The sequence below is a fragment of the Oceanobacillus sp. FSL H7-0719 genome, assembly GCF_045040795.1.
In the GTDB taxonomy this organism is placed as follows: Bacteria; Bacillota; Bacilli; order Bacillales; family Amphibacillaceae; genus Oceanobacillus.
The window spans coordinates 2317705-2343433 of the sequence record NZ_CP150301.1 but is presented as its reverse complement, the minus strand read 5'-3'; the positions used below and the strand labels follow the sequence as shown (position 1 = coordinate 2343433).

Annotated in this window: 24 protein-coding genes and 3 pseudogenes; 26 read left to right on the top strand and 1 reads right to left on the bottom strand. The window is 33.8% G+C overall.

Annotation, left to right across the window (positions count from 1 at the left end):
• The first annotated feature begins 34 nt into the window (after positions 1-34).
• The 14 genes and pseudogenes from NST93_RS12205 to NST93_RS12140 all read left to right on the top strand — a co-directional run bounded on the left by NST93_RS12205 (position 35) and on the right by NST93_RS12140 (position 9640).
• Entirely contained in the window at positions 35-313 is a 279-nt protein-coding gene (locus NST93_RS12205) for a YwqI/YxiC family protein (protein ID WP_405097389.1), read from the top strand.
• A gap of 13 nt (positions 314-326) precedes the next feature.
• Positions 327-935: pseudogene (locus NST93_RS12200) on the top strand (T7SS effector LXG polymorphic toxin); the annotation flags it as partial.
• Positions 936-1976: 1041 nt separating this feature from the next.
• Positions 1977-2423: pseudogene (locus NST93_RS12195) on the top strand (hypothetical protein); the annotation flags it as partial.
• Positions 2423-2863, top strand: coding sequence for an SMI1/KNR4 family protein (locus NST93_RS12190; RefSeq protein WP_405097387.1), 441 nt, complete (start codon positions 2423-2425; stop codon positions 2861-2863). The pseudogene NST93_RS12195 and the gene NST93_RS12190, both read left to right, overlap by 1 nt.
• A gap of 435 nt (positions 2864-3298) precedes the next feature.
• Positions 3299-3763: a toxin-antitoxin system YwqK family antitoxin gene (locus NST93_RS12185; RefSeq protein WP_405103866.1), complete on the top strand. Its 465-nt coding sequence runs from the start codon at positions 3299-3301 to the stop codon at positions 3761-3763.
• Positions 3756-4447, top strand: a pseudogene (locus NST93_RS12180) (endonuclease V). The gene NST93_RS12185 and the pseudogene NST93_RS12180 overlap by 8 nt, the downstream one beginning before the upstream one ends.
• A gap of 392 nt (positions 4448-4839) precedes the next feature.
• On the top strand, positions 4840-5397 hold the full coding sequence (locus NST93_RS12175) for an HNH/ENDO VII family nuclease (protein WP_405097385.1): 558 nt from the start codon (positions 4840-4842) through the stop codon (positions 5395-5397).
• A 17-nt stretch (positions 5398-5414) separates the two neighbouring features.
• Entirely contained in the window at positions 5415-5840 is a 426-nt protein-coding gene (locus NST93_RS12170) for an SMI1/KNR4 family protein (protein ID WP_405097383.1), read from the top strand.
• Between the two features lie 487 nt (positions 5841-6327).
• Positions 6328-6657, top strand: a complete 330-nt coding sequence (locus tag NST93_RS12165) for an SMI1/KNR4 family protein (RefSeq protein WP_405097381.1) — start codon at positions 6328-6330, stop codon at positions 6655-6657.
• Positions 6658-7021: 364 nt separating this feature from the next.
• Positions 7022-7852, top strand: coding sequence for a hypothetical protein (locus NST93_RS12160; RefSeq protein ID WP_405097379.1), 831 nt, complete (start codon positions 7022-7024; stop codon positions 7850-7852).
• 5 nt (positions 7853-7857) lie between these two features.
• A complete protein-coding gene (locus tag NST93_RS12155; RefSeq protein ID WP_405097377.1) occupies positions 7858-8241 on the top strand; it encodes an immunity 22 family protein in 384 nt (127 codons plus the stop codon).
• 540 nt (positions 8242-8781) lie between these two features.
• A complete protein-coding gene (locus NST93_RS12150; protein ID WP_405097375.1) occupies positions 8782-9033 on the top strand; it encodes a hypothetical protein in 252 nt (83 codons plus the stop codon).
• A 137-nt stretch (positions 9034-9170) separates the two neighbouring features.
• Positions 9171-9362 carry an SMI1/KNR4 family protein gene (locus NST93_RS12145; protein WP_405103864.1) on the top strand — a complete coding sequence of 64 codons (192 nt, stop codon included), beginning with the start codon at positions 9171-9173 and terminating at the stop codon, positions 9360-9362.
• 47 nt (positions 9363-9409) lie between these two features.
• Positions 9410-9640: a hypothetical protein gene (locus NST93_RS12140; RefSeq protein ID WP_405097373.1), complete on the top strand. Its 231-nt coding sequence runs from the start codon at positions 9410-9412 to the stop codon at positions 9638-9640.
• Positions 9641-9859: 219 nt separating this feature from the next.
• Here the strand turns inward: NST93_RS12140 and NST93_RS12135 are convergent, their stop codons facing one another.
• A complete protein-coding gene (locus tag NST93_RS12135) occupies positions 9860-10936 on the bottom strand; it encodes a LysM peptidoglycan-binding domain-containing protein (protein ID WP_405097371.1) in 1077 nt (358 codons plus the stop codon).
• Between the two features lie 419 nt (positions 10937-11355).
• On the opposite strand from NST93_RS12135, the gene NST93_RS12130 reads away from it, so the two are divergent.
• The 12 genes from NST93_RS12130 to NST93_RS12075 all read left to right on the top strand — a co-directional run bounded on the left by NST93_RS12130 (position 11356) and on the right by NST93_RS12075 (position 25722).
• Complete coding sequence (locus tag NST93_RS12130; protein WP_405097369.1) at positions 11356-12123, top strand: YveK family protein; 768 nt, start codon at positions 11356-11358, stop codon at positions 12121-12123.
• Entirely contained in the window at positions 12098-12799 is a 702-nt protein-coding gene (locus NST93_RS12125; RefSeq protein ID WP_405097367.1) for a CpsD/CapB family tyrosine-protein kinase, read from the top strand. Before NST93_RS12130 ends, NST93_RS12125 begins: the two co-directional genes overlap by 26 nt.
• A gap of 190 nt (positions 12800-12989) precedes the next feature.
• The gene (locus NST93_RS12120; protein ID WP_405097365.1) at positions 12990-13754 is read left to right on the top strand and encodes a tyrosine-protein phosphatase; all 765 of its coding nucleotides are present in this window, start codon (positions 12990-12992) and stop codon (positions 13752-13754) included.
• Positions 13755-13932: 178 nt separating this feature from the next.
• Entirely contained in the window at positions 13933-14595 is a 663-nt protein-coding gene (locus NST93_RS12115) for a response regulator (RefSeq protein ID WP_405097363.1), read from the top strand.
• Between the two features lie 167 nt (positions 14596-14762).
• Entirely contained in the window at positions 14763-16592 is a 1830-nt protein-coding gene (locus tag NST93_RS12110) for a polysaccharide biosynthesis protein (protein WP_405097361.1), read from the top strand.
• A 72-nt stretch (positions 16593-16664) separates the two neighbouring features.
• Positions 16665-17549, top strand: coding sequence for a UTP--glucose-1-phosphate uridylyltransferase GalU (galU, locus tag NST93_RS12105; protein WP_405097359.1), 885 nt, complete (start codon positions 16665-16667; stop codon positions 17547-17549).
• Between the two features lie 157 nt (positions 17550-17706).
• Positions 17707-18342, top strand: coding sequence for a sugar transferase (locus NST93_RS12100; RefSeq protein ID WP_405097356.1), 636 nt, complete (start codon positions 17707-17709; stop codon positions 18340-18342).
• Entirely contained in the window at positions 18339-20354 is a 2016-nt protein-coding gene (locus NST93_RS12095) for an NAD-dependent epimerase/dehydratase family protein (protein ID WP_405097354.1), read from the top strand. The genes NST93_RS12100 and NST93_RS12095 overlap by 4 nt, the downstream gene beginning before the upstream one ends.
• Positions 20355-20367: 13 nt before the next feature.
• Positions 20368-21657, top strand: a complete 1290-nt coding sequence (locus NST93_RS12090; protein ID WP_405097352.1) for a hypothetical protein — start codon at positions 20368-20370, stop codon at positions 21655-21657.
• 24 nt (positions 21658-21681) lie between these two features.
• The gene (locus NST93_RS12085) at positions 21682-22488 is read left to right on the top strand and encodes a glycosyltransferase family 2 protein (protein WP_405097350.1); all 807 of its coding nucleotides are present in this window, start codon (positions 21682-21684) and stop codon (positions 22486-22488) included.
• A gap of 96 nt (positions 22489-22584) precedes the next feature.
• Positions 22585-23955, top strand: a complete 1371-nt coding sequence (locus NST93_RS12080; RefSeq protein ID WP_405097348.1) for a hypothetical protein — start codon at positions 22585-22587, stop codon at positions 23953-23955.
• 375 nt (positions 23956-24330) lie between these two features.
• Positions 24331-25722 carry a lipopolysaccharide biosynthesis protein gene (locus NST93_RS12075; RefSeq protein WP_405097346.1) on the top strand — a complete coding sequence of 464 codons (1392 nt, stop codon included), beginning with the start codon at positions 24331-24333 and terminating at the stop codon, positions 25720-25722.
• The last annotated feature ends 7 nt before the right edge of the window (positions 25723-25729 follow it).

The window sequence follows — 25729 nt, the reverse complement described above, 5'->3', positions numbered from 1 at the left end:
ATTCTTCAGCAGAGGAGAGGAGTTGTTGGGTTAGATGCCTGAAATAAAATTAGTGCATGGTCCTGTTGAGGACTCAATTGAGAGTTTGAGCCAAGCAATACAAGCTCTCGACTCTACTATTAAAAACGATGTAAAAGGCGATAATGTTTTAAATGTGGCAGATAAATTGGAAGAATTAAATCATTTATTACAAGACGTTTTGAAGATTTATCAGGAGCTGTCAATTGAAAACGTGGATGCTGTTAGAAAATCAGTTGACGCATTGAAAGAAACAGAAAAGCAAGTTGCTCATGCTATCCAACTGCTAATGTAATGAAAGACCTTTAATAAAAGGGGGGATTCCAATCAAGGTACTAGATGCAAACAGTCTTCACCAGGGTATTTCTGAAACAAAGAAGACGTTACTTTCTTTGCAGAAACAAATCCAACAGATACAAAAAGAAGTTGATAGCTTCTTAAGTTTAGAGGATTCCTTTAAAGGGAAAGGAGCGGAAGCGATTCGCTCTTTTTATCAGGAGTCTCATGTACCCTTCCTGCTGTTAATGGAAGGGTTTATCAGAGATTACGAAGATACGCTTGGTCACATTCAGAAGTCACTTCAAAGTCTGGACTCGGATAAACGGGCATTTATTCAGCAAAGTTTTTTACAAAACGAATTGCAAAGCGGCATTCGCAACGCTAAAAATGTGACGATGGGTATAACAAATGATGCCAATTCATCCATTCGATCGGTCAGGGATATTGTTCATCTGCCAGCAATTGATGATGATGCATTTTTGCATCAGGTCGACCAAGCGAATAAAAAAACCAACCAGACAATTGAGAATCTGCACATGTTTGATAAGCAAAGCACATCCAGACTCGGCACAGCAGAAAATGACCTCCAGTTTATGAAGGATTATATTCATAAGATTAGGAGAATGATTAAAGGCGGAAAGTTAAACATCGCCACCTATTCACCAAGAGAATTAAAGGATCTTGATGTTCATCAAGACATGATTCGCAGACTCAGTAAAAAGGCAGCAACCAATGCCTTCTCACTGGATACACTGCTTGCAATTGGCGGACATTCCCTGTTATCACGCTATGTCCCGCTTTCTGATGTTATCGTCACTTATCTTCAGAAGAAATTCAAGATGAGAACAATGGATTATAGTATGCGTGCAGTCCAGGGAATCATTGATGCAAACAGCATTACGATTAGCCAAGAGGAATTTTCCATTCTTCAGGGGCAGATAGTAGAAGAGGTAACTATTTCTGATTACCAAAAGGTATGGCATGGAAGCTACCTTACACTAAAGGATGGCAGGAAAGTCCGAGAATACAAGGACGAAAACGGGAATACGCGTTATCGATTCGTTACAGAAATCCCGGAAGACCGTTTGAAACCTGAAGAAAAGAATGCCTTCCAGAAAACAGGGGAAAGTCTGCAGGAAATAGGAGCAGATATTTGGAATGGTTTAGTCACAAGAAAAGAAAAAGCAGGGAATTCATGGTATGATTTTGGTAACTACATTACCCTTGGTTCATTTGATATAGGGAAGAATATGTCCAGCAGTCTGCGGTACAATGCGGAAAATATGCTGAACACCCCGTCAGACTTTTTCAATTGGCTCACGATTGGCGGTGTTGATCTCGTTAAGGGAGTGGTAACTCCGGAAGAGCAATTTTCCAAAGAACACTTGCTGGCGAGTTTTGGGCTTGCGACTGTCTTTATTGGGGGAGTGAGGACTCCAAATAGCCTAGCAGGAGCGGTTAATAAGTTGCCAAACTCTTCTCCGCCTAAAGTAAAACGCACTGCTTTATCTACTCGAATAAAATCATCACAAAAGCTGGCAATACTAACTAATATCCGAGAGTGGTACAGGGTGAATGTACCGGAAATTGGTCTGGTGTATGATAGTATTGGAGGCTATCATCTTATTGTGAAGAAGGCGGAAGGTGGAAGTGGTGGAGGAAGTAGGGGGAGTGGTAAGGGTTCGGGTAATAAGATAGATTTTGATACAATAAAAGAGTATATTAGAGATATAGAAGGCCGAACCGGCAGAGAGTTACCTAAAAACCAAATAGAGAAGTTGAAGGAAGCCTTAAGAAATAAAGAATATAAAAAAATGTCACCAATAGAAACAGCTAAGCATAGGGCAGAATTTGATAAAGTAAAAAATAAAGTAATCAAGGAGTGGGAGGAAAATACTGGGCAGAATTGGCCTGTATATAATGAAAATGTTATTTCGGAAAAAACCGGTAAAATAATTAGGAAACAGGGAGATAAATATGATGCACATCATATAATCGAAAATACTTTTGGAGGAGAACATGAATGGTGGAATATGCATCCTGCAAAATTCCCAAATGAGCATCAAGCAGGTATTCATGGAGCAGGTTCACCAGCAAATAGATTATTTAAAGGAGGTAAAAAATAATGGGCTATGAACTTATTAAGGCAAACAAAGAAAATAGTTTTTATCCGGTAACTGAGAACGAAATAAAAGAGGTCGAGAAGAAACTCAATCTAAAATTTCCCAGGGAGTTAGTTAATTTTTATATAGAGGTTGGCTATGGGTTTATTAAAGGTTCAGAGTTTAATATTAATCGTATTATGGATCCTTATTCCGTAAGGGACTTTCGTTTAAGAATTAATGATTTTGAGTTTTATCCCGATATAGAAATCTATGATGAATTTGAAAATAAAAAACTAATATTTTTTGAAGGCAGTGAATCAGCTTTAATGTCAATCGATTTGAATGATAAGAATAGTAGTCCTATTTACTATTATGATATACAAATTGCGACTTCTCTTGAAGAGTTTTTAAGAAAGATAGAAAAAAATGATAAATATTATTTGGAGTTATTAGTTGATTAAAAAATAACACACACCTTGAATGGTTTTACGCCTTTCAAGGTTTTTTCTTTAAATTATATTAAATTACCAACATCCGTGAAGGGTATAAGGTGAATAGACCGGAAATTGGTCTGGTGTATGACAGTAATGGTGGCTATTATTTTGTGGTGAATAAGGCTGAAGGTGATAGGGGAAGTGGGGATAGAACAACGGATTATCAATATACCGAAAAATATTAAAGAAGGATATACATTTACGTATGGGGCAGGATCTTACGCGGAAGTTTACTCATTAAATCAAGCGTTACTTGCAAACCCGCAAGCGAGTACTTCAAATTTTATCACCCATGTAGTACGGTCTGGTAAAAAATTAAAACCGGCAGGTATGATGATGCCAACCTGTCCACATTGTAATTTTATTACTGAAGGATTTGAATTTAGTTCAGAGGTGAAAAGGTTGGAAAATAAGGTGGATGTATTAAGTAAAGAATATATATTAGAACATGGTATAGATTTTGATGAGGAACTATGGTTTAGCTCTTACAGTGATGAAGTGCTAGATAAACCAGAAGAAGAGAATGGAAACCCTTTTACCGGGTTAGCTTATGAGTTATATGACAATGGGAATCTAGCGTATTACTGTTATTATAAGAATGGTTTTAAAGAAGGTAACTATGTTAAATTTCACCATAATGGGAAAGTTAAATCTACAGATTACATGATAAAAGGACAAACAAGAGGCATCAGAAAAATTTGGTATGAAAGCGAAGAACTCAAATATGAAGGAGAATTTAAGTTTGGCGTTTGTTTAAAGTATACTGAATGGGATAAACAAGGGAATATAATCAGGCAAAAAGTTGCTCCAACAAAAGAGGAGTTAGAACTAATTACCCGATTATCTGATTGTGATGATAATGAATAATTTCGATGAAAAGAAATTAATACAAGAGTTTTCAAAAATCCAAGGTGAATTATTACCTAGAATTAAATTAGAAAATAATTTCCAAATAGAAGAGATACAATTTATCGCGGGGGTAGATTTGGCTTATTGGGATGTAAATAACACGACGTATGGTACATGCTGTATTGTTATGATTGATTATTATACAAAGGAAGTTGTCGAAAAAGTATATAGTTATGGAGAAATAAATGTTCCCTATATTTCAGGCTTCCTCGCTTTTCGTGAGTTGCCTTTAGTACTTGAAGCTGCGAAGAAATTATCTAATGCACCTGATTTATATATGTTTGATGGAAATGGGTATTTACATTATCGTCATATGGGAATTGCTACTCATGCTTCCTTTCTTCTAAATAAACCAACTATTGGTGTAGCAAAAAGTTATCTTAAAATTCAAGGTGTAGATTTTATTATGCCAGAGAATCTAATAGGCTCTTACACTGATATTGTAATAAATAATGAAGTCTATGGTCGAACCTTAAGAACGACAAAAAATGTTAAACCTATTTTTGTTTCTTGTGGGAACTGGATTGATTTAGATACAAGTACTGAAGTTGTTATGAACTGTATTAATAATGAGAGCCTATTCCTGTAAGACTAGCAGATATAGAAACACATAAAATGAGGAAGGAGTTAATAGGAGAATAAAATAGTATATTCTATATTTATTAAGTAATAACTATAAGTAGATAATAATGCATTTATATAAACTTGTAAGTCTTAATCTAGTATTTGTCACGACATATAAAGGCTGTCGAACTGTTACTAAAAACTTACAAATTTAATACTACTTAAAAACATATGAGTTTAAAGCACTTGATTGTCTGCGATAGGCAACAAGTGCTTTTTATTATTCCAACATAGGAAACGGAAAACCTAAAACCTAGGCCATTTGTGTTTTGCAAAGCAGAATCTTAGAACATAGCAATCAACAGATTATACCATTGCAATACTCTCAACTTATATTTTGCAAAACACACACCCAAGTAAAATCATCACAAAAGCTTGGAACACTTACCAATATCTATGAATGATACAGGGTGAATGTACCGGAAATTGGTTTTGTGTATGATGGTATTGGAGGCTATCATCTTTTATTTATGAAGGCTGAAGGTAGGAGTGGTGGAGGAAGTAGGGGGAGTGGTAAGGGTTCGGGTCTTGAATCCAGAAAATTATCTTCTGAACAAATTAAATTAGATTGGCTGGCTGACAAGTACACTGCTGTAGAAGTAAAAGGAACAGTTAAAGTTGGTGGAAAAGAAGTTGATGTATCCAGAAGAGTCTACCAAATTGAGATTGACAAAAATTATGTACCTAATAATCCGAAGGCACTAGGAAAGTCGAATGAAGAATTAATGAAAAAGGGCAAATCACCATATGTTGTAAAGGACGGGGTGGAAAGTAAAGTTGAATTACACCATTTAATTCAAAAAGAACCTGGTGGAATGGTGGAAATTGCAGAGTTAATTCATGATAAATATGATTCTGCGCTACATGGTTTGGTTGAAAGTGGAAAGAGTTTTAGAAATAATCCGGAACTTGAAAAAATGTATAATAACTTTAGAAGTAACTATTGGAAAATGCGAGCTATTGAATAATAGGAGTGGTTTAATCTATGGATGGAAGAATTATTAAGATGATAGAAAATTATGGTGAAGAAGATGACTTTTTTGGAGAAGTATCGGAAGAATATATTAATAAGGCTGAAGAAATACTTAGTGTTAAATTCCCTCAAGGTTATCGAAAATTTATAAAAAAATATGGCTCGGGAGGTATATGTGGAGTCGAGCTTGAAGGTGTTCAGGGCAATTTGGGAGCATCTGTAGTTGATGCAACAGAAAGATGGAGAAAATTAGGGTTGGGTATGAATTTAATTGTTATAGAGGACTCGGGGGAATTTGCTAGATGTATGTATTGTGCAGATATTGATGATGACAGAGTATTTAGTTGGGAAAGAGGAGGGGCAGATTTACACCCAAGATATAATACATTTGATGACTATGTAATAGATATATTTCAAGAAGGAATTGATAACTGGTAAAAAACAATGAGGTTAATTCAGGGGGGACTTATGAATCAATTAACAGACCCGTTCAAACTCATAAGTTTAATGCAGTAGTAGTCCTGACCGTTTATCGCACATGAAAAGTGAGCCATATGACAACTTAAAACTGAGCCACTTATACTTTGTGAAATTTAAATATGCACCACACTTTAACGGCATTACATGGAGAGGTGGGCATGATACCCTAATCGAGGTGCGAAATCTCTTGATACTGCACGTTTTCGCTAAGTAGTCATGCACACAGAGGCTCCATGTCAAGCCAACTCAGGTTAAGAATGCCACTGCTAAGTTTGTGAATTGTATCAAATTTTAGTGGAACAAATTTAATTGCGATATACAAAAATACGATGAGAAAAGGTTTAGGGGGAAATATGAGTATTTTGCCTGAGGGGCTAGATGAAGTTCTGGAGAAGAAATATATAAACGTGAAGATAACAATTTAGTACATGAAGCTTTAATAAGGTTGGGTGTAAATGTATCAGATACTTTTCAAGAGTTTTATATCCAGTATGCAGGACCCTTTTGGGAAGAGAATGTCCCCTTTGAATTACTAGATATAGCAGATGAAGAAAATAATATTGAATCATACACACTAATTTCTAGAAAAGAACATGGTTTTCCGAAGCAATATCTTGTTTTAAGTGAAATGTCAGCAAATGCTGTATTAGTGCTGGATACTGTAATGGATAAGGTTTATATAGTCAATTTTGAAGGTGAAGATGAACTGCTTTTAAAAGGAAAGTTAAAAGAAACTTGGTCATCGTTTTTTGACTTCTTGAATTTTAATTGTTAATTATTGTTTAATAAAAGATAATTCATAAATACTTAAAACCTTGATTGGTCATATACCTTTCAAGGTTCTTTGCCTAAGAACTTTTATATGTTGAGCATTGTTGGCGATATAGGAATTTCGACATAAAGAAAGTAAGAGATGGAGATAGCTTAGGATACTAATGGATGACAGGGAAGTCCGAGAGTATAAGGGCAAAAAGAGGGAAATAGTCTGCAGGAAATAGGAGCAGATATTTGGAATGGATTAGTCACAAGAAAAGAAAAAAGCAGGGAATTCATGGTATGATTTTGGTAACTACATTACCCTCGGTTCATTTGATATAGGGAAGAATATGTCCAGCAGTCTGCGGTACAATGCGGAAAATATGCTGAACACCCCGTCAGACTTTTTCAATTGGCTCACGATTGGCGGCGTTGATCTGGTTAAGGGAGTGGTAACTCCGGAAGAGCAATTTTCCAAAGAACACTTGCTGGCGAGTTTTGGGCTGGCGACTGTCTTTATTGGGGGAGTGAGAATCCCGAATGGTACAGCAGGAACGGTTAGTACAGTATCTAAAGCAACCCCAACCAAAGTAAAAAACACTGTCCCTTCCAGCCATGTAAAATCATCACAAAAACTTGGAACACTTACCAATATCTATGAATGGTACAGGGTGAATGTACCGGAAATTGGTCTGGTGTATGATAGTATTGGAGGCTATCATCTTATTGTGAAGAAGGCTGAAGGTGGAAGTGGTGGAGGAAGCAGGGGGAGTGGTAAGGGTTCGGGTTCGGGTAAGGATATACAGATTCCTTCAGTTAGAAATAATGAATTTAATAAGTGGTTTGATAATTTATCAGTAGATAAATTTGAGGAAATGTGGAGTGTTCCACATTTGAGAAGTAAGATTGAAGATAGGATAAGACGTCCAGGGGGATACCATGAATGGCACCTTGTAGCAAGAACACCTAAATTTAAGCAGTGGGGTGTAAGCATGGATGATATAAAAGACATGAGGACCCTAACTAAAGATGTTGAATTTGTAAATCCTCCTGGACGTCATGGGAGACGTGGCTCTACAAAAGCACATAATGAGATTTTAAAAATTATTGATTCTGCACCTAATTATGAAAGCTTTGTTAGAGAGTTAAATGAATGGGTTAGTAAAAGAATGAAAAATGGAGTTCTAGATTTACCAGAAGGTCTAAGGAGGTAAAAACATTGAAAAGTAATGTTTCTTTGTGGTTGGGAAACTTCAGCAATTTTGATGAGGTCGAAAAATACACTGAAATAATTTATGATGAAGATGGAGATGGTATTCCTTCTGTTTTTGAGAGAGAATTTAAATTGGGATATTATGACAGAGACTTAATTGAAAAGGATTGGGTACCGGATACTGAAGATGATATAAAAGAGCTTCTAGTGGATTTTTCATATGATGATCAGTTAATAAAGCAGTTTAACGATGTTAAGTTAAACTCTAAATATAATACTATAATTTTAATTTATAATTATAATTATGATAAAGATGGAAGGTCTATATCTTCAGTAAATAAAAATGCATACAAATTAGATTTTATAGGTACAGCAGAGTATATAGACTAAATTGTTAAAGTGTAGATTAGGGCACTTGATTGTCAAAAAGACAACAGGTGCTTTTGTTTTTTTGTTATAAAGTTAAACTTTGGATGACATTGATATTGCTTAATGGAAATTCATAACTCATGAAGGTTGCACCATCAAGGGATTATGTTTTAATACTTGGTTTGTGAAAAGAATACGAAAATTAATAAACAAGATGTAAGGTTAAAGGGCGTTCTTTTATTGCCTTTGGCATATAAATTTTGTGTTGTATTTTTCCTAGAGACGGTCGTATAATACTCGCTATTCGCTAAAAAGCGTTACATAAATTGCAATTTTCGTAACGGAAGGGGAAAAGAACCTCATTGGGTTGCTGATAGTGATAAATATGGAAATTACATTCTGGATAAACATAAAAGTTCAACTAGAACTGTAATCAAAATAAAATAACGTCAGGTAATTATATAGGTCTTTATCAAGAACTTAAGCTGAAAAACTATTTAAGTTAGGTTTGAAAAGACCTGTATACGCTGTTGAGCTGTATCTACCAGAGGAGGAATAAAATTGGCTGCGTATGTTTTATTATTAAAGGAATATGAAGATGATGATACTGTAGTTTACAAATTTGGGCCTAATGAAGAGATTATGGGTAAAATGGAGTTAAATAAAATAACCGGGAAGTTTTCAGAGTTAGAAAGTTTACCAGAACAAAATATACCCACTAAGTTTTATTTTGATCGAGCCGCTCAAAGGTTGACAGTTTGCCTTGTAAGAGAAGGTGGCATATTCCCACAAAAAACAGCTTTTGAATCATAGTAGCAACAAATAAAACCTTAATGGGTAGGAGTCTTTCATGGTTTTTTATTAACTTGAGTTTTAAAAAGTATCATATGTGAATTAATAACTCATGATGGAGTAATTTAGGTAAAGCTTTTGAGGTTTTAGAAGAAGAAATACCAGAGAATTTCATTTCAATTGGTAATGATCCAGCTGAAAATGAGATTTTATTAGGAGTTAGTGGAGAGTATCAGGGAAAAGTATATTTTTGGATTCATGATATAGAACCCGAAAACGTAATGGACAATATGTTTATCCTTGCAGATAGTTTTACTGAATTTTTTAATTACCTATATGAAACTGAATAATATACAGAGGCTAAATCAAAATATAATTGGGAGGATAGGAAAGTAATATGAAAAAGGAAGAATTAAAGCAGTGCTTAATTAATGCTAATATCCCAGCGAATTTATATAATTTGGATGGTGGATTACCAAATGAGGCTATTTGTTTGAATAAAGAAGGAGATTTTTGGGAAGTTTACTATAGTGAACGTGGTGTAAAATCTCAGATAGAAAAGTTCAATACTGAAAATGATGCTTGTAATTATTTGTATAAAATGCTCTTAGAACTATTGGGCAATTGAAATTCTATACTAGACCTTGCTTGGCATAGACATTCAATTTCTTTGACTTTAATTAATGTTAAGCAGCTGATATTTGAGTGAAATGGCATTGCTTAACTCACAAAAGTGACAAAGCATGGAGCGAGAACAATGATAAATTTACAAAGTTGTTCATATATTATAAAACTCAATTAAAAAAGAGGCTGACCTTTCATAAGGCAACCTCTTAAATTAACTATTTTAGTAGAATCGTTTGAAACTATCAAAGTGTTTCTTCCAGTAAGAATTATCCAGACTAGTGATTGTTACGCCAGTAGATGATCCTGCATGGATGAATTGATTGTTTCCGATATAAATCCCCATATGAGAGATTCCAGATTTGTATGTTCCTGAGAAGAACACCAAGTCCCCAACCTGTGGTTTGTCTACATAGAAGGAGCGATCAAAGTATCCTCCTGTCGACAAGCGGCTAACACTCTTTCCAGCATTTTTATATGCATAATAAATGAATCCGCTGCAGTCAAAACCACTTGTAGTTGAACCGCCCCATACGTAAGGCACACCCATTTGGCTTTTAGCAAGACTGATTAGCTTGTCTACATTGTAGCCAACATTTGTTGCTGGTTTCTCAGCAGGTTTACTTACCACAGGCTTACTTGAAGCAGCGTTAATGGATAACTTTTGACCAATTAGAATAAGGTCAGAATTTAAGCTGTTCCATTTCTTTAGGTTCGCAACAGATACACCGTTCTGGGATGCAATACGTGAAAGTGTATCTCCGGACTTAACCGTGTAAACAGAAGCAGTGCTTGTTACTGGTTTACTCGGAGTATTGTTTGAACTGGAACCAGTACTAGAATTATTGGTGCCTGAATTGCTGACTACAAAAACATTCCCTGGGAAGATTAGCGTTGTATCAAGGTTATTCCATTTCATTAGATTTTGTAATGAAATATTGTGTTTTGACGCAATGCCGCTCAAAGTATCCCCAGCTTTTACAGTATATGTATTACCTGTTTTAGCGGGTGCTGAAGAACTTCCAGAATTAGTTTTGTTTGAGTTATTAGATGTATTGTTTGCTGGTTTAGAACTAGCTTTAGAAGTTTCAATTACTTGATTAGGAAAAATAATATCGGAATTTAAATTATTAAGTGATTTTAGTACAGAAACGCTTGTACCATATTGTTGTGAAATCTTCCAAAGTGAATCACCTGGTTGTACCTTATGTGTTGCTGCTTCTGCTTCCTCCGCTGCGAAAATTGCTGAGGCGATCGCTGCACTTGCTGTTACAGACATAATTATCTTCTTGTTCGCCAAAGTAAAAATCCTCCCTTTTAATAAATAAAATTAGATGGCCATTTTACTAGATTGATAGATTCGTATTAGGTCATAGTAATTATTAGTTAATTAATGGCAAAGTCAAAATATAGTGAAAAAGGTCCGAAAACCTAAAATAATGAATATAATTGCTAGGTACTATTATAGCAAGTATTTCCAATTAAAGAGTGGAAATTAACAATTTGTAATATGTTTGTAATATTAGGTGGGTATTAGTTACAGAACATTTCGTCTCGTTTTGCGTGTTACCCAAAAGTTTTCTAAAAAATATACTACTTTTTCCCTGTTTCTGTGTTATAATCACATATTGTAATGTGTAAATTGCAAACAATAGACTCAATATTATAGTGAAAAATATCGTAAAACACAGATTATTAAAGGAATGTGGAGGTTACATCATGGAAGAGTCAATTTCCTTGAAGGAAATATTCGGCGTAATTAAAAAGCGTCTGTTATTAATCATGGCAATCACACTTGGTGCTGCAGTAGTTGCAGCTGTTATAAGTTACTTTGTTCTAACACCTACCTATGAATCAAGTTCACAATTCATCGTAAACCAAAGTCAGCAACAAGACCCAAATGTACAATATAACGTAAACGATATTCGTGCGAACGTAGAAATCATAAATACTTATAATGTTATTATAAAGAGCCCGGCAATACTTGAAGAAGTAATTGAGGAATTAGGTCTTTCTTATTCCGCAGGGAAACTCAGCGAAAATATTAATGTGTCTAATGCAGAAAACTCTCAAGTAGTAACTGTTACAGCGACAGATGAAAATCCAGTAGCAGCGGTTGATATTGCAAATACTACAGTCGCAGTATTCCAGGATCGAATTCAAGAATTCATGAACGTAGATAATGTAAGCATATTAACGGAAGCACAATTAAGCCCAAATCCTTCACCAGTTGCTCCGAACCCAGTGTTAAATATCGCGATTGCAATTGTGCTTGGTGTAATGATTGGTGTAGGCATTGCATTTCTGCTTGAATATCTTGATAACTCAATTACAACAGAAGATGATATTGATAAGCATTTAGGTCTTCCAGTGCTAGGAGTTATTTCAATTATTTCAGAAGAAGATGTACGGGGTAACCATATGGCTTTTCAAGCAAATCGGACGAAAAGAGGTGGATTTAATGCGGCGCAAAAGAAATCTGTCTAAAATTGCCAGCAATGTAAGGCATTTAATTACGCAAATTAATCCGAAATCACCAATCTCTGAGCAATATCGAACAGTGCGAACGAATATGCAATTTGCTTCTGTAGATAAAGAATTAAAGACCTTGATTGTTACTTCTTCTGGTCCTGCAGAAGGAAAATCTTCGACAACAGCGAATCTTGCAGTTGTGTATGCACAGCAAGGAAAGAAAGTACTTCTGGTTGATGCTGATTTACGGAAACCAACAATGCACTATACATTCCGACTTGATAATTTAAGAGGACTAAGTAATGTCCTAGTAGGGGAAAATACAATTGACGAAGCAACTAATCACACAGATGTTGAATTATTGGATGTGATGACATGCGGTCCAATCCCGCCGAACCCTTCAGAATTACTAGCTTCTAAGAAAATGGAAACATTTCTGAAAGAAGCGCTATTTAACTATGACATGGTAATCTTTGACACGCCTCCAGTACTTGCGGTAACGGATGCGCAAATACTTGCTGACATTGTAGATGGAAGTATTCTTGTTGTACGCAGTGGGGGTACAGAAATTGAGCTAGCTCAGCGAGCGAAAGAAGCACTCGCGCCAGCAAAGGCTAAACTTCTTGGAGTTGTACTTAATGGTCGAGAGAAAAAAGCATCAAATTACTATTATTACTACGGCACAAATTAATAATGGGCTTCTTACAACGGGTCTTTCTAGTTGTAAGAGGCTCTTTTACTAATGAATGATGTAAAAATATGTTTACATATTATCTATATTGACGTCTACTAAAGAATTCAATAATATGATATAATTCCTATAAAAATAGTATTTTCCTAAAATGAGAAATTTTTGAAAATGGAAGGAGCGTAGTTTATCTATGATTGATATTCATTCGCATATTTTACCTGGTGTCGACGATGGCGCACAATCCGAAGAGGATAGTTTGCAAATGGCGAGAGCTGCTGTTCAAGAAGGAATTACTTCAATCGTTGCAACTCCACATCACAGAAATGGCAAGTATGACAATGGGAGAGAGAATATCCTCAAATGGGTAGAAACATTAAGTGATTTGTTTGAAAAGGAAGGAATTCCACTCACAGTATTGCCGGGACAGGAGACCAGACTTAATGGTGATATGATTACAGAGTTAGAAGAACAAATCATTCTTCCAATTAACAATACGAAATATGTTTTCGTTGAATTCCCATCCGCAAATGTGCCACGTTATGCGAGCCAAATGCTTTTTGATATACAAGTAGCTGGCTATATTCCAATTATTGTACATCCAGAACGTAATCAGGAACTGATCGAGCATCCATCAAGACTCTATGAACTTGTTAAAAAAGGCTGTCTTACTCAAGTAACTGCTGCAAGTATTGTAGGGGAATTCGGGAAAAACATTCAGAAATTCAGCCATCAGCTAATAGAATCTAACTTAACGCATTTCATTGCATCAGATGCACATAATACAACATCAAGAGGCTTTGTGATGAACGAAGCATTTGAGACCATTAAGAAGCAATATGGCAGTGATTATCTTTATCTATTTCTAGAAAATAGTGAGCTTTTAATTGGCAATCAAAACGTTAATCGGATGGAACCATCGCAAATTAAAAAAAAGAAGTTCTTGGGACTATTTTAGAATCGAAAAATCGCATATATTGTTAACCGGTACAAATAAATGTATAGATTATGTTGTATTATTTACTTCAGCAGTACGAACGAATAAATTGAACTACTCTATCCTACTACTATTATCCACTTACAGAGGTGGTTTCGCTTAGCAACTGTACTGTTAATACGGGGAATGAGGTATTAGCATGATTAAAGCGATGATCATTGATGAACAAACTTTATTTCGTGATGGAATGAAGGCAATTCTAGAACAGACAAATGAATATCAGGTGATCGCATCACTGGAGAATGCTGAACAAGCTTTAGAGTTTCTAGCATCTGGAAACAATCTCCCTGATATTATTCTAGTCGAACTTGAATTGCCAGATATGCAAGCAATTTGTCTGACGAGACAAATTAAACAAAACTACGCTGAGATTAAAGTATTAACTTTAGTTGAAGTACTGAATGAAGATAAAATAATCAGCGCAATTAATGTTGGAACAGACGGCTTTTTTCTGAAGAAACAGTATTCGAAAAAATTGCTTCACGCAATGCGAGATGTGTATGAAGGGGAAACAGTAATGTCTGGGCCAATTGTGAAAATGCTAGCAAATCATATCAGAATATTAACGATGGATCATAAAGAAATATTTTCTCTTCGCCTTGAAAGAAGCGGCTATAAATTCACAAAACGTGAGCTTGATGTGGCCTACCTGCTTAAGCAAAATTACTCCAATCAAGAAATAGCTAAAGAACTGCGTTTAGGGGTAGGCACGGTTAAAAACTATATAAGTGAAGTTTATAATAAACTTAATCTGCGTATCCGGAAAGAAGTTATTCATTCCCTCCGTAATTTAACGGACTAAACACCAGATAAAGACATGACATTTATTGCTGAAAGTCACTTTTAATATGACTATGGCTCTAGTAATATAGAAATGTGTGTTATCTATATAGGAATTTCACATTAAAATACCATTAAACATAAAAACAGCATGAAGTATTCTGTACCTCATGAGAAAGGAGTGACTAGATGTCCTATACGAAAAGATTATCGCTGCTTATGCTTCTCGACTCAATTATCGTCGCTACTGCAATCTTTGTCGCAGCGTGGATTGTATATCCCGCATATTCAGATGTATTAACTTCAAGTGCAATCATAATTAGTGCAATCGCATTATTAATCTCTCATCATATCTTTGCCGCAGTATTTAAACTCTATAATAAAGTATGGGCTTATGCCAGTGTCGGGGAATTGGTGGCTATTGTCAAAGCAATAACATTATCGGTTCTTTGCGCGGGCGCCGTTCAATTGATTTTAAACGACTTCAATATCCTTCGCCGGGCCTTAGTAGTTACATGGCTTTTACATATTATATTTATTGGTGGTTCTCGTTTCATATGGCGAATGTATCGTGATCGCTATATTAACAATACTTCCCCTACACAAAAGCGTACACTCGTTGTTGGTGCAGGCGCCGCCGGAGCAATGATTGTCCGTCAATTACGAAATGAACATAATTTAGATCTTTATCCCGTTGCATTTGTCGATGATGATTTAAGTAAACTTAAAATGGAATTATACAGTCTGCCGGTAGTAGGAACAGTAGCAGATATTCCAGCAGTCGTCGAAAAATATAAGATAGATCATATTGTAATCGCAATTCCGTCACTCAGAAACGGAGAGTTGAAAAAGATTGTCGAGTCTTGCAGCAGTACTTCTGCTCAAGTGAAAATGATTCCCAAAATTGAAGATTTAATGACAGGAAAAGTCACAGTGAGCAGTCTGAAAAATGTTGAAGTTGAGGATTTACTCGGTCGTGAACCAGTAAAACTGGATATCGGAGCAATCTCAGAATATGTGACAGGCAGTACGGTTATGGTAACGGGTGCAGGCGGATCAATAGGATCTGAAATCTGTCGTCAGCTTATGCAATTCACTCCCAAGAAGATTTTGCTTGTAGGCCATGGAGAATTTAGCATTTATTCGATTGATATGGAACTAAAGAAAACATTTGGTGAAGCAGATACAGAAATCGTTCCAATTATAGGTGACGTAAAAGATCGAAAACGTATCTTTGAAATTGTAGAAGAACATATGCCAGCAATTATTTATCATGCTGCAGCACATAAGCATGTGCCATTAATGGAGTATAACCCGCACGAAGCGGTAAAGAATAACATAATTGGTACAAGAAATGTTGCAGAAGCAGCAGATAGATTTTTTGTGCGTACATTCGTATTAGTCTCGACAGATAAAGCAGTTAACCCAACTAATGTGATGGGAGCTTCCAAACGTGTGGCTGAGATGGTTGTGCAAAATATGGCGAAGAATAGCGATACAAAATTCGTCGCTGTACGTTTTGGAAATGTACTAGGAAGCCGTGGAAGTGTTATCCCGTTGTTTAAAAAACAAATTGAAAGTGGCGGGCCGATTACGATCACTCATCCTGATATTACAAGGTATTTCATGACAATTCCGGAAGCCTCGAGACTGGTGATACAGGCGGGAACACTGGCGCAAGGTGGAGAAATATTCGTACTTGATATGGGTGAATCTGTGAAAATTGTGGACCTAGCTAAGAATTTAATTAAATTATCGGGATATAACGAAGATGAAATTCGTATTGAATACACTGGCTTACGACCAGGAGAGAAGATGTATGAAGAATTACTTGGTGAAGATGAAGTTCTCCCTGGTGAGGTTTATGAGAAGATTTATGTTGGAAGAACGGTTGAAGTGCATCCGAGTCTGATTGAGAACCTAATTGAAAATTTCCGAGAGTATAATCGCGTGGAATTAAAGGATTCGTTAATGAAAATTGTTTATTTGGAACGGGAGCAGTTGGCTGTTCAGGCTTAATTTGAAATTATAATTGTTATACATTAAACAGAGTGATACGTTATTATATAATAATTGTGCGGAGGTATAGTAATGAAAAAAATCAAGAAAGCCATTATCCCAGCAGCTGGAATGGGTACAAGGTTTTTACCAGCAACTAAAGCAATGCCAAAGGAAATGTTGCCAATTGTAGATCGTCCAACAATTGATTACATAGTTGAAGAAGCGATTAAATCTGGTATAGAAGATATAATCATTGTTACAGGAAAAGGCAAACGTGCGATTGAAGATCACTTTGATCACAACTTTGAATTGGAAGAGAGTTTAAAAAACAAAGAGAAATTCGATTTATTAGAAAAGGTAAATGCAACTTCTGATGTTGAAATTCATTATATTCGGCAAAAAGAAGCAAAGGGCCTAGGACATGCAGTTTGGGTTGCACGTAAATTTATTGGGGATGATCCATTTGCGGTATTACTTGGCGATGATATTGTACGTGCTGAAACACCGGGATTAAAACAATTAATTGAGCAATACGAAGAAACAGGCAGTTCAATTGTAGGAGTTCAACAGGTTTCCGAAGATGAAACAGATCGTTATGGAATTGTTGACCCTGGTGAAAAAGAAGGAAGAAGATATCAAGTTAATAAGTTTGTGGAGAAACCAGCAAAAGGAACTGCACCATCGAACTTGGCTATCATGGGCCGTTATGTCTTCACTCCTGAGATATTTGACTATCTAGGAAAACATGAGATTGGAGCTGGCGGAGAAATTCAATTAACTGACGCGATTCAAAAGCTAAATGAAATTCAAAATGTGTTTGCTTATGATTTTGCAGGTAAACGTTTTGATGTTGGTGAGAAAATGGGATTTGTTAAAACAACGATTGATTTTGCATTAGAGAATCCGGAAATGAAAGATGAATTATATGAATACCTTATCCAAAAGGTAGATGAGTTAAAACTTGAAACAAAATAGGTTGTTTTCGCCTCTTGAACAATTCAAGGGGCGAATGACTGTATTTGAAATGCTTAATATTATTATATTAGTGGATTAGCAGTTTATTGGAATAGATAGGAAACCGATTTTAATTAAATGCTAATTTACTAATTAAAGGCTTAAGGGAGTTAATAAAATGTATCAGATTATTAAGAGATTGCTAGATATTATTTTGTCTTTTGCAGGGATGATTATATTATCCCCTATAATCCTATTTTTTATTGTGGCAATAAGAATAGATTCAAGGGGGCCCGTGTTATTTAAACAAAAACGTGTAGGTATCCATAAGAAACATTTTAATATTTTGAAATTCCGGACCATGAAAATTGATACGCCAAAAGATACCCCAACTCATTTACTTGGAAATGCGGATCAATATATAACCCGAGTTGGAAAAGTTTTGAGAAAAACTTCACTCGATGAACTACCTCAAATATGGAATATCTTTGTTGGGGATATGAGTATCATTGGCCCGAGACCAGCACTGTGGAATCAATATGATTTGATTGAAGAACGAGATAAATACTGTGCAAATGATGTATTACCAGGTTTAACGGGTTGGGCACAGATTAATGGAAGAGATGAACTTCCGATTGATGTTAAAGCAAAGTTAGACGGAGAGTATATCAAAAAGCTTAGTTTCAGGATGGACGCTAAATGTTTTATAGGAACAATCATTAGTGTTGTAAAAAGTGATGGTGTTGTTGAGGGTGGAACTGGTAAAAGTTCTAAAAGAGAAATTGCTAGTGATAAGGAGTCAGTTGGAAAATGAAAAAAATACTAATCACTGGTAAAAATAGCTATGTAGGTAATTCGTTTGAAAAATGGTTGGCAAACTTTCCGGGTGAGTATGCTATTGAAAAGATAAGCTTAAAAGAAGAGTCATGGAGAGATTATGATTTTTCTATTAATGATACTGTTTTACATGTCGCAGGAATTGCCCATGTATCTACAGACCCTAATATGGAAGAACTCTATTATAAAGTTAACAGGGATTTAACGATTGAAGTTGCGAAAAAAGCAAAATCTCAGGGTGTAAAACAGTTTGTCTTTATGAGCAGTATTATTGTTTATGGTGATGGAAGTAAAGAAAGCAAAGTAATTGATAAAGATACAATTCCTACTCCAAGTAATTTTTACGGTAAAAGTAAATTGGAAGCAGAGGAAGGGATCAAATCACTAGAGTCTGAGAACTTTAAGGTAGCAATTGTTCGACCACCTATGATTTATGGTAAAGGGTCTAAAGGCAATTATCCTAAATTATCAATGGCTGCTCAGAAATTACCTATATTCCCTAATATAGATAATGAGCGAAGTATGTTACATATTGATAATTTGTCTGAGTTTCTTAGATTAATGGTGGAAAATGAAGAAAGTGGTTTGTTTTTCCCTCAGAATAAGGAGTTTGTCAAAACCAGTGAAATGGTGAAGTACATTGCGGAATTTCATGGGAATGGTATCAAGTTGGTTGAGGTGTTTAATCCTGTGTTGAATTATCTAAGTGGTAGAATAGGTATAATTAATAAAATGTTTGGGAATTTGGTATATGATCACTACTTAAGCAGGTATAAATCCGATTATCATGTTAGGAGTTTAGAAGAATCTATTATCCATACCGAATCAAATAAAAGTGATGAAGAAAAAATTGATATCCTATTAATGTCCGATAATGGGTTGGAAACAGTTGGTGGTGAGCAAGAATCAACTAAAATTATTATAGATGGGCTGAAAAACAAGTTCAAAGTTGGAGTTGCTCAACCAGGTCTAGTAAAAAAGAAGTTACCAGAAGTGAATTATTATCACCTCACTACTGAAACAAGGATTAAACATGTAATTAAAAATCCCATTTCATTTTTTAAATATATTTTAAAATCAAGAAAAATAATAGTTACTAAAAAACCAAGAATTATTCATACACAAGCACAAGTGAGTTTTTTTATAGTTTCTTTATTTAAAAAGTTAAGATTGATACCTAGAGAGATAAAGTTAGTTCATACTGAAAGGGGATTATATACAAAATATAGTGGTTTCTTTAAGAAGTTATTTTTGTTTTTTATGAAAGAGCTGAATACTCTAGTAACAACAACTGAATTTAATATGAATCACTGGATGGAAGCTATTTTTGAAAAACGCATCTCTGTAGATTATAAAGTAATTGAAAATACTGCTGGACAATTATTTGAAACTTATGAAGAAGAATTAGAAAAGGAGAAATTGGACACTATAACTATTGGATTTGCAGGTAGGTATACTGATTGGAAAAACTGGCCTTTAGCAGTCGATATTTCTAAAAGGTTAAATGAGCAATTGGGTAATAAGTTACATGTAAAGATGGCAGTGGGCTGCTTAGATGATAAAGCTAAGATAGACACAAAAGAAATGTTTAATGATTTGTATAGGGTATTAGGTGGACGTTTTAACGGGAAGATTAATATAAGTTTAGAGGAAATGAACCAACTTTATTATGACATTGACGTGTTTATCCTTACATCTAATTACAATACGGAATCGTTTGGAAGAACACTAATAGAAGCTATGAGTAGAAAAACCGCTGTGCTCTCTACAAATGCGGGTGGATCGGTGGAGGTTGTAGGTAACATCAATAATATATGTGAATCCTCGGATGGTTTTGTCACTCAAGTAATGAAGTTCTATAATAATAATGAATTACTAAAAAAAGAAAAAGAAAAAAATTATGTTAGGGTAAAAGAAATTTACTCACTTAATAATAATATTAGCAAACATAAGTTTTTATATGAAAATTTATTAAATACACAAGAATAAAGGTTGATTATTATTGATAATAATATATTGGGTACTAACAATTATAAGTGTAATATATATTTTATTTAAGAATAGAAGATTTGATTTATTTACAATAGCAGTAGTTTTTCATATATATTATACATTTCCTGCGTTAATTGGTGTTGTGGTAGTTGGAGACGGTTTGTACTATTCAGAAGTACATTTTCACGCATATATCATAATAAGTATCATCATGCTCACACTTCTAACAACAATGTTTCTATATGATAGAAAGCAATATAAGAACCAACAAAAAGATTCTTTAGGAGTACCTGGAACTAAATATATACTATATTTATTAACGTTTTTGGCATTTTCTTTGTTGATTGCCAATATTGGGATTATTGGCATTGAGCCATTCTTCAACACAGACAAATCTGTATTAAGTCAGCACTTTAGAGGTTTTTATGATATAGCAATATGGGTTGCTCTATCTGCTATAATTTTAAGTTTACAGAATAAAAACTTAAAAATTATGAACTTAAATTTTTTTATAATAATTTTTTCTTTATTCGTTGGGTCGAGAGCATATATTACCTTAGCGATAATAAGTATTGGACTTTTATTATTAAGAGACAAAAGACTAAAATTGATAAAATATAAAAGAATTCTTTTCTTTACTGGGGTTTTAGCTCTATTTCTAACTTTTTATAAGGAAATATATAAAATAATAAAGACTTTTGACTTATCGCAAATTATTGCTAGTATAACGAACTTTGAAACTTTTAAAGACGCTTCATTTTTTATAGAAAGCAATTCAATCTTTGCTAGCTTAAACATAGCTGTAGAACAAAATTTTAGACAAGATCCGAGTGTTGTTTATGATATTCTAGTCAGTACAGTACCACTGTTAAAAGATATATTAAATTTTTTTAGTAATGAGCAAATTTTTATTTCACCTCGTTTTGCTCCAGTAGTTTCAAAGGAGTTTTTCCCTTATATACATTGGGGGATGGGTTCGAATATTTGGGCTGAAATGTATAGTATTGGAGGAATATTAACCATATTAATGTTCTTAGGTCTTTGGATCCTAATAATATGGTATGGTAATAAACTTTTAATATCTCAAAGTTTTATGGCCCCTTTCTTGTTACCGGCGATTGTTTATTCGACCTTTTACATTCATAGATTAGATTTAACTTTAGTGATGGGTGCTTTTAAAATCGGTCTTGGGTTATCTATAATGTTCTTTATAATATATAAGATTTCAATCAAACCATATTTAAGTTTTAGTTATTCAATGAGAAAACAAAATGTTAATAAGAATATCAATTATAATTAATTGTTCAAAAGGAAGGTTATTTTTATGCCGAAAGTGAGTATTATCTGCACTGTAAAGAATGGTGGTGAGTTATTTAAAGATACTTTAGAAAGTGTAGTTCATCAGTCTTATGAGGATTGGGAACTTATAATTGTAGATGATGGATCAAATGATAATACATTAGACACTGTTAAAGAGTTCGCCAAAAAAAATAATAAAATACAATTGTTTCCTACAGAGGGAATCGGAAGAGGAAAGGCTCTAAATTTGGCAGTTAAACAATCAAAAGGTTTGTACATAGCAATTGTTGATGCAGATGACCCAGTGCACCCAAGTAAATTAGAGTATCAAGTAATAGCTATTGAGAAACATCCTGAATTCTCCGTTATTGCAACAGAATCTGAACTTATTACAGGGCAATCACTTCCAAATTGGAGCAAACTAAGTTCTAATGAAAAATCAGAAGTAAAAGACGTAACCACAAGAATATTAATAAAGAATCCAATAATTCATAGTTCTGTATTGATGAATAGAAAAGATTTAATTGAAGTTGGCTGTTATGATGAAAATCGAAAATCACAATTTGATTATGAATTATGGATTAGATTTGTTCAAAGTTCTTTTAGAATTGGTAAAATGCCACACGCATTAACAGCAAAAAGGATTCATACAAATCAATCATTTGAGAATAAAAAGAGAATTAACTTTTTAATGAATTCCTTACTACTTCAAAAAGAAGCAATAAAAAAAATGAAATTACCTAGGTATTATATTTTTTTTGCAATTGCAAAAGCCTTGTATGGATTAATCCCACGAAAAATAAGAATGTTTTTGAGAAAGTCATTTTCCTAATAACCTTTATTAGAAAAAGCCGAGGGTATATAAATAACTTGGAATGTAGATTTAAAAAAGTCCTGAAAATGCAAATATAAGAAAAGGAAATAAAATATGGATAGAATCAGAGATGTTTGCGAAAAGTTATGGCACATAGAAAAAGATTTTGATTTATTTAGTATAGAAATAAGGGATATAAAAGTATGGGAAATCATAAGGTTTTCTGTCTTTAATGAGATAACAAATAAATTAGGTTTTTATGGAAAGGCCCACTCTGAATCTAGCAAATCAATCACTAGTCAGATTAAAAGAAGTTTAATGATTTTAGGTAATTCTATTAAAAAGAATCCATTTAGGAGCATTTATAAAGGCTCTACGTTAGTGTTGGACCATCCAAGGAAGGTCAAAAACAATGGAAAATTTATTGATATATATACTGAAGCATTTATAACCGATATGAATCTAAATGACTTTTTTGTTTTAGAGTATCCTTACCTTGGCAAACATTATAGTGACTTGAGTGATGCTAATCGGAGCTATATGGACTTTTTCTATATATACACATTGTATATGATACCATTGAAATTGTTTAAATTTACACAGGAAGATTTGCAAATTATATTTAAAATTGAAGAAATATTAAAAGATGCATTCGGTGTTAAAATACAATTACGAAAACTGATTTATAAAAGAATATTGACGTTCGAATTAAAATATAGTTTTTTTAATATGCTTATCAAAAGAAAAAAACTAAAGAAAGTCTTCCTTGTAGTATCTTATACTAATTTTCCTTTAGTAGCAGCTGCAAAAGATAATAATATTGTGGTGAGTGAAATACAACATGGAGTTATTACCGATTATCACTTTGCTTATAACTTTGGAAATCCATCAATAAAATTAAAATACTTTCCAGATAAATTATTAACTTTTGGTGAATATTGGGGAAAAACAGAGAAGTTTCCTCAGCAAGCCAAAGTCGTAGTTAATGGTTTTCCATATCTTAATAAACAATTAGAGAAATATAAAGATATTCCGAAAAAAAAGAATCAGATACTCTTTATTTCTCAAGGCACAATTGGTAGAGAACTATCTAGAAAAGCTAATGAAATTGCGGAGATAATGTATGACTACAAAATTATTTATAAATTGCATCCCGGCGAATACGATAGGTGGAGGAAGGATTATCCCGAATTAGTAGCAGCATCAAAACTTAATAATGTCGAAATCATTGATAGTAATGAAAAGAATCTTTACAGTCTATTTGCTGAATCAGAATATCAGATTGGAGTATATTCAACCGCTATATTTGAAGGGTTGACATTAGGTTGTAAGACTTTACTTTTTAATTTACCAGGAATTGAATATATGGAAGATCTAATTAAACAGAATATCGTTAAATTAGTCCATAATAATGAGGAAATGGTAAAGATGATAGATACTTACGACGCTAATCAGTTTCCTAGGGATTACTTTTTTAAAGAATGAATTAAGAAATATTAATTAATGTGTTTAATATCATTGAATAAACACTTAACATACTAATTTGACTGTTCATTTAAAAAGTGCTTTGCGAGAACAGTGTCAAGTTGCACACTATTCCAGCCTAAATCGGATATAATACGCATAATCGTACCATTTGTTTTACAATTATGTGTTCATGGCTGGCTTGACATGGAGCCTCTGTGGACATGGGGTGTTATGAAATCGGTAAAAAATTGATTTTACAGAGCTGATAGCCTACTATGCACCTCTCTATGCGCCACGGACCTTTGGTAGTACTTCTCAAACTGGAATAACGTGGATATTTATAAGGATGCATTTAAAATATAGAGAAATAAATAACAGAAGTGAGTGGCTGCTTTGTATAAAAACACAATAATATATACGGTAGGGAATATTCTACCTAAAGCAATTGTATTTATAATGTTACCTATATATATGAATTATTTAAGTCCCGAAGAGTATGGCTTAATTCAAACTATCAATGCTCTTGTATCTGTTATTTCTATTTTCTATTTAACCTCATTAAGAACTAGTATTACTCGTTCATTTATCGATTATGAAACTGAAAATGATAAACAGGGTTTTGTTTTATCGGTTTTTTTATTTTTAGTTATGTTTGCTACGGTAATAACAATAATACTTTTAAACTTGGATAGTATAATTACTCCATTTTTATTTAATAACATCCCAAAAGATCCTTATTATAAGTATTTAATTATCCTTTCCTTTTTAAGTATTTTTCCTGTTATACCTCTAACGTTAATGAGAATTAGAGAACAAGCGGTAAAGTTTGTTACTTTCAACATCATAGAAACAATCTTGATAGTAATATTAACGATTTATTTGTTAATCGTAAAAGATATGGGGGCGCAAGGAAGTTTACTAGCATTAATTTATGCAAAAATTATAATGGGGATTATATTTACTTTATATATTGCTATATTTACAAAGTTGAAAATTAGGAATTGTAAGGCTATATATATATATAGTTCCTTAGCATTAGCTATTCCACTTATCCCTCATCATTTAGCAGGTTGGGTGAATAGCGCTGCTGATCGAGTTTTAATTGAACAAAACCTCAGTCTTTACGAATTAGGTATCTATAGCTTAGGTGCTCAATTTAATTCTGGAATGATGTTGTTAGTCACCTCATTTAATTTGGCATATGCACCAAAGTTTTATAAAATGATGAAGAAAAACGAGGTGAATCAAAAGTTTTTCACAAGAATTTTTAGTAGTGTTGCTTTAATTTTAACTTTACTTATTCTTCTTGGGTTGATATTAATACCTTTATTTGTAAAATACTTTGGTCAGAATTCATATGAATCAAACTATTTATTTGTTGGTTTTCTTTTTGGAGGAACCCTTTGGCATTTAGGTTACATTATGTCCGTATCTTCCATTATTTATTATAAAAAAATGAGTCGTGTTGCTTTATTAACTGTAGCAACTGCTATATTTAATATTCTATTAAATATCTTATTAATCTCTGTTCTTGGTATTACAGGTGCATCATTAGCTACATATTTAGCCTATTTTCTAGAGTTTTATTTTGTTAAGCGATTGTCAAATAAATATACCGAGGGTATTTTCAAAATACGACCTAAGGTGCTATACGTTAGTCAGTTGTTATTGCTAACTAGTATAATTTTCACATGGATATTAAAAAGTTCTCTTATCCTAGTGGTCCCGTTTATTATTTTATTAGTTTTCATATTGAAAAATAGAAAAGAACTATTGCCGACATAACTAATTA

What these genes read in the sequence shown, in the direction of transcription:
- NST93_RS12170 (WP_405097383.1), top strand. Translation starts at nt 5,415, where the DNA reads ATGGATGGAAGAATTATTAAGATGATAGAAAATTATGGTGAAGAAGAT.
- NST93_RS12080 (WP_405097348.1), top strand. Translation starts at nt 22,585, where the DNA reads ATGGATAGAATCAGAGATGTTTGCGAAAAGTTATGGCACATAGAAAAA.
- NST93_RS12125 (WP_405097367.1), top strand. Translation starts at nt 12,098, where the DNA reads ATGCGGCGCAAAAGAAATCTGTCTAAAATTGCCAGCAATGTAAGGCAT.
- NST93_RS12205 (WP_405097389.1), top strand. Translation starts at nt 35, where the DNA reads ATGCCTGAAATAAAATTAGTGCATGGTCCTGTTGAGGACTCAATTGAG.
- NST93_RS12115 (WP_405097363.1), top strand. Translation starts at nt 13,933, where the DNA reads ATGATTAAAGCGATGATCATTGATGAACAAACTTTATTTCGTGATGGA.
- NST93_RS12095 (WP_405097354.1), top strand. Translation starts at nt 18,339, where the DNA reads ATGAAAAAAATACTAATCACTGGTAAAAATAGCTATGTAGGTAATTCG.
- NST93_RS12085 (WP_405097350.1), top strand. Translation starts at nt 21,682, where the DNA reads ATGCCGAAAGTGAGTATTATCTGCACTGTAAAGAATGGTGGTGAGTTA.
- galU (WP_405097359.1), top strand. Translation starts at nt 16,665, where the DNA reads ATGAAAAAAATCAAGAAAGCCATTATCCCAGCAGCTGGAATGGGTACA.
- NST93_RS12120 (WP_405097365.1), top strand. Translation starts at nt 12,990, where the DNA reads ATGATTGATATTCATTCGCATATTTTACCTGGTGTCGACGATGGCGCA.
- NST93_RS12190 (WP_405097387.1), top strand. Translation starts at nt 2,423, where the DNA reads ATGGGCTATGAACTTATTAAGGCAAACAAAGAAAATAGTTTTTATCCG.
- NST93_RS12140 (WP_405097373.1), top strand. Translation starts at nt 9,410, where the DNA reads ATGAAAAAGGAAGAATTAAAGCAGTGCTTAATTAATGCTAATATCCCA.
- NST93_RS12160 (WP_405097379.1), top strand. Translation starts at nt 7,022, where the DNA reads ATGCTGAACACCCCGTCAGACTTTTTCAATTGGCTCACGATTGGCGGC.
- NST93_RS12100 (WP_405097356.1), top strand. Translation starts at nt 17,707, where the DNA reads ATGTATCAGATTATTAAGAGATTGCTAGATATTATTTTGTCTTTTGCA.
- NST93_RS12130 (WP_405097369.1), top strand. Translation starts at nt 11,356, where the DNA reads ATGGAAGAGTCAATTTCCTTGAAGGAAATATTCGGCGTAATTAAAAAG.
- NST93_RS12110 (WP_405097361.1), top strand. Translation starts at nt 14,763, where the DNA reads ATGTCCTATACGAAAAGATTATCGCTGCTTATGCTTCTCGACTCAATT.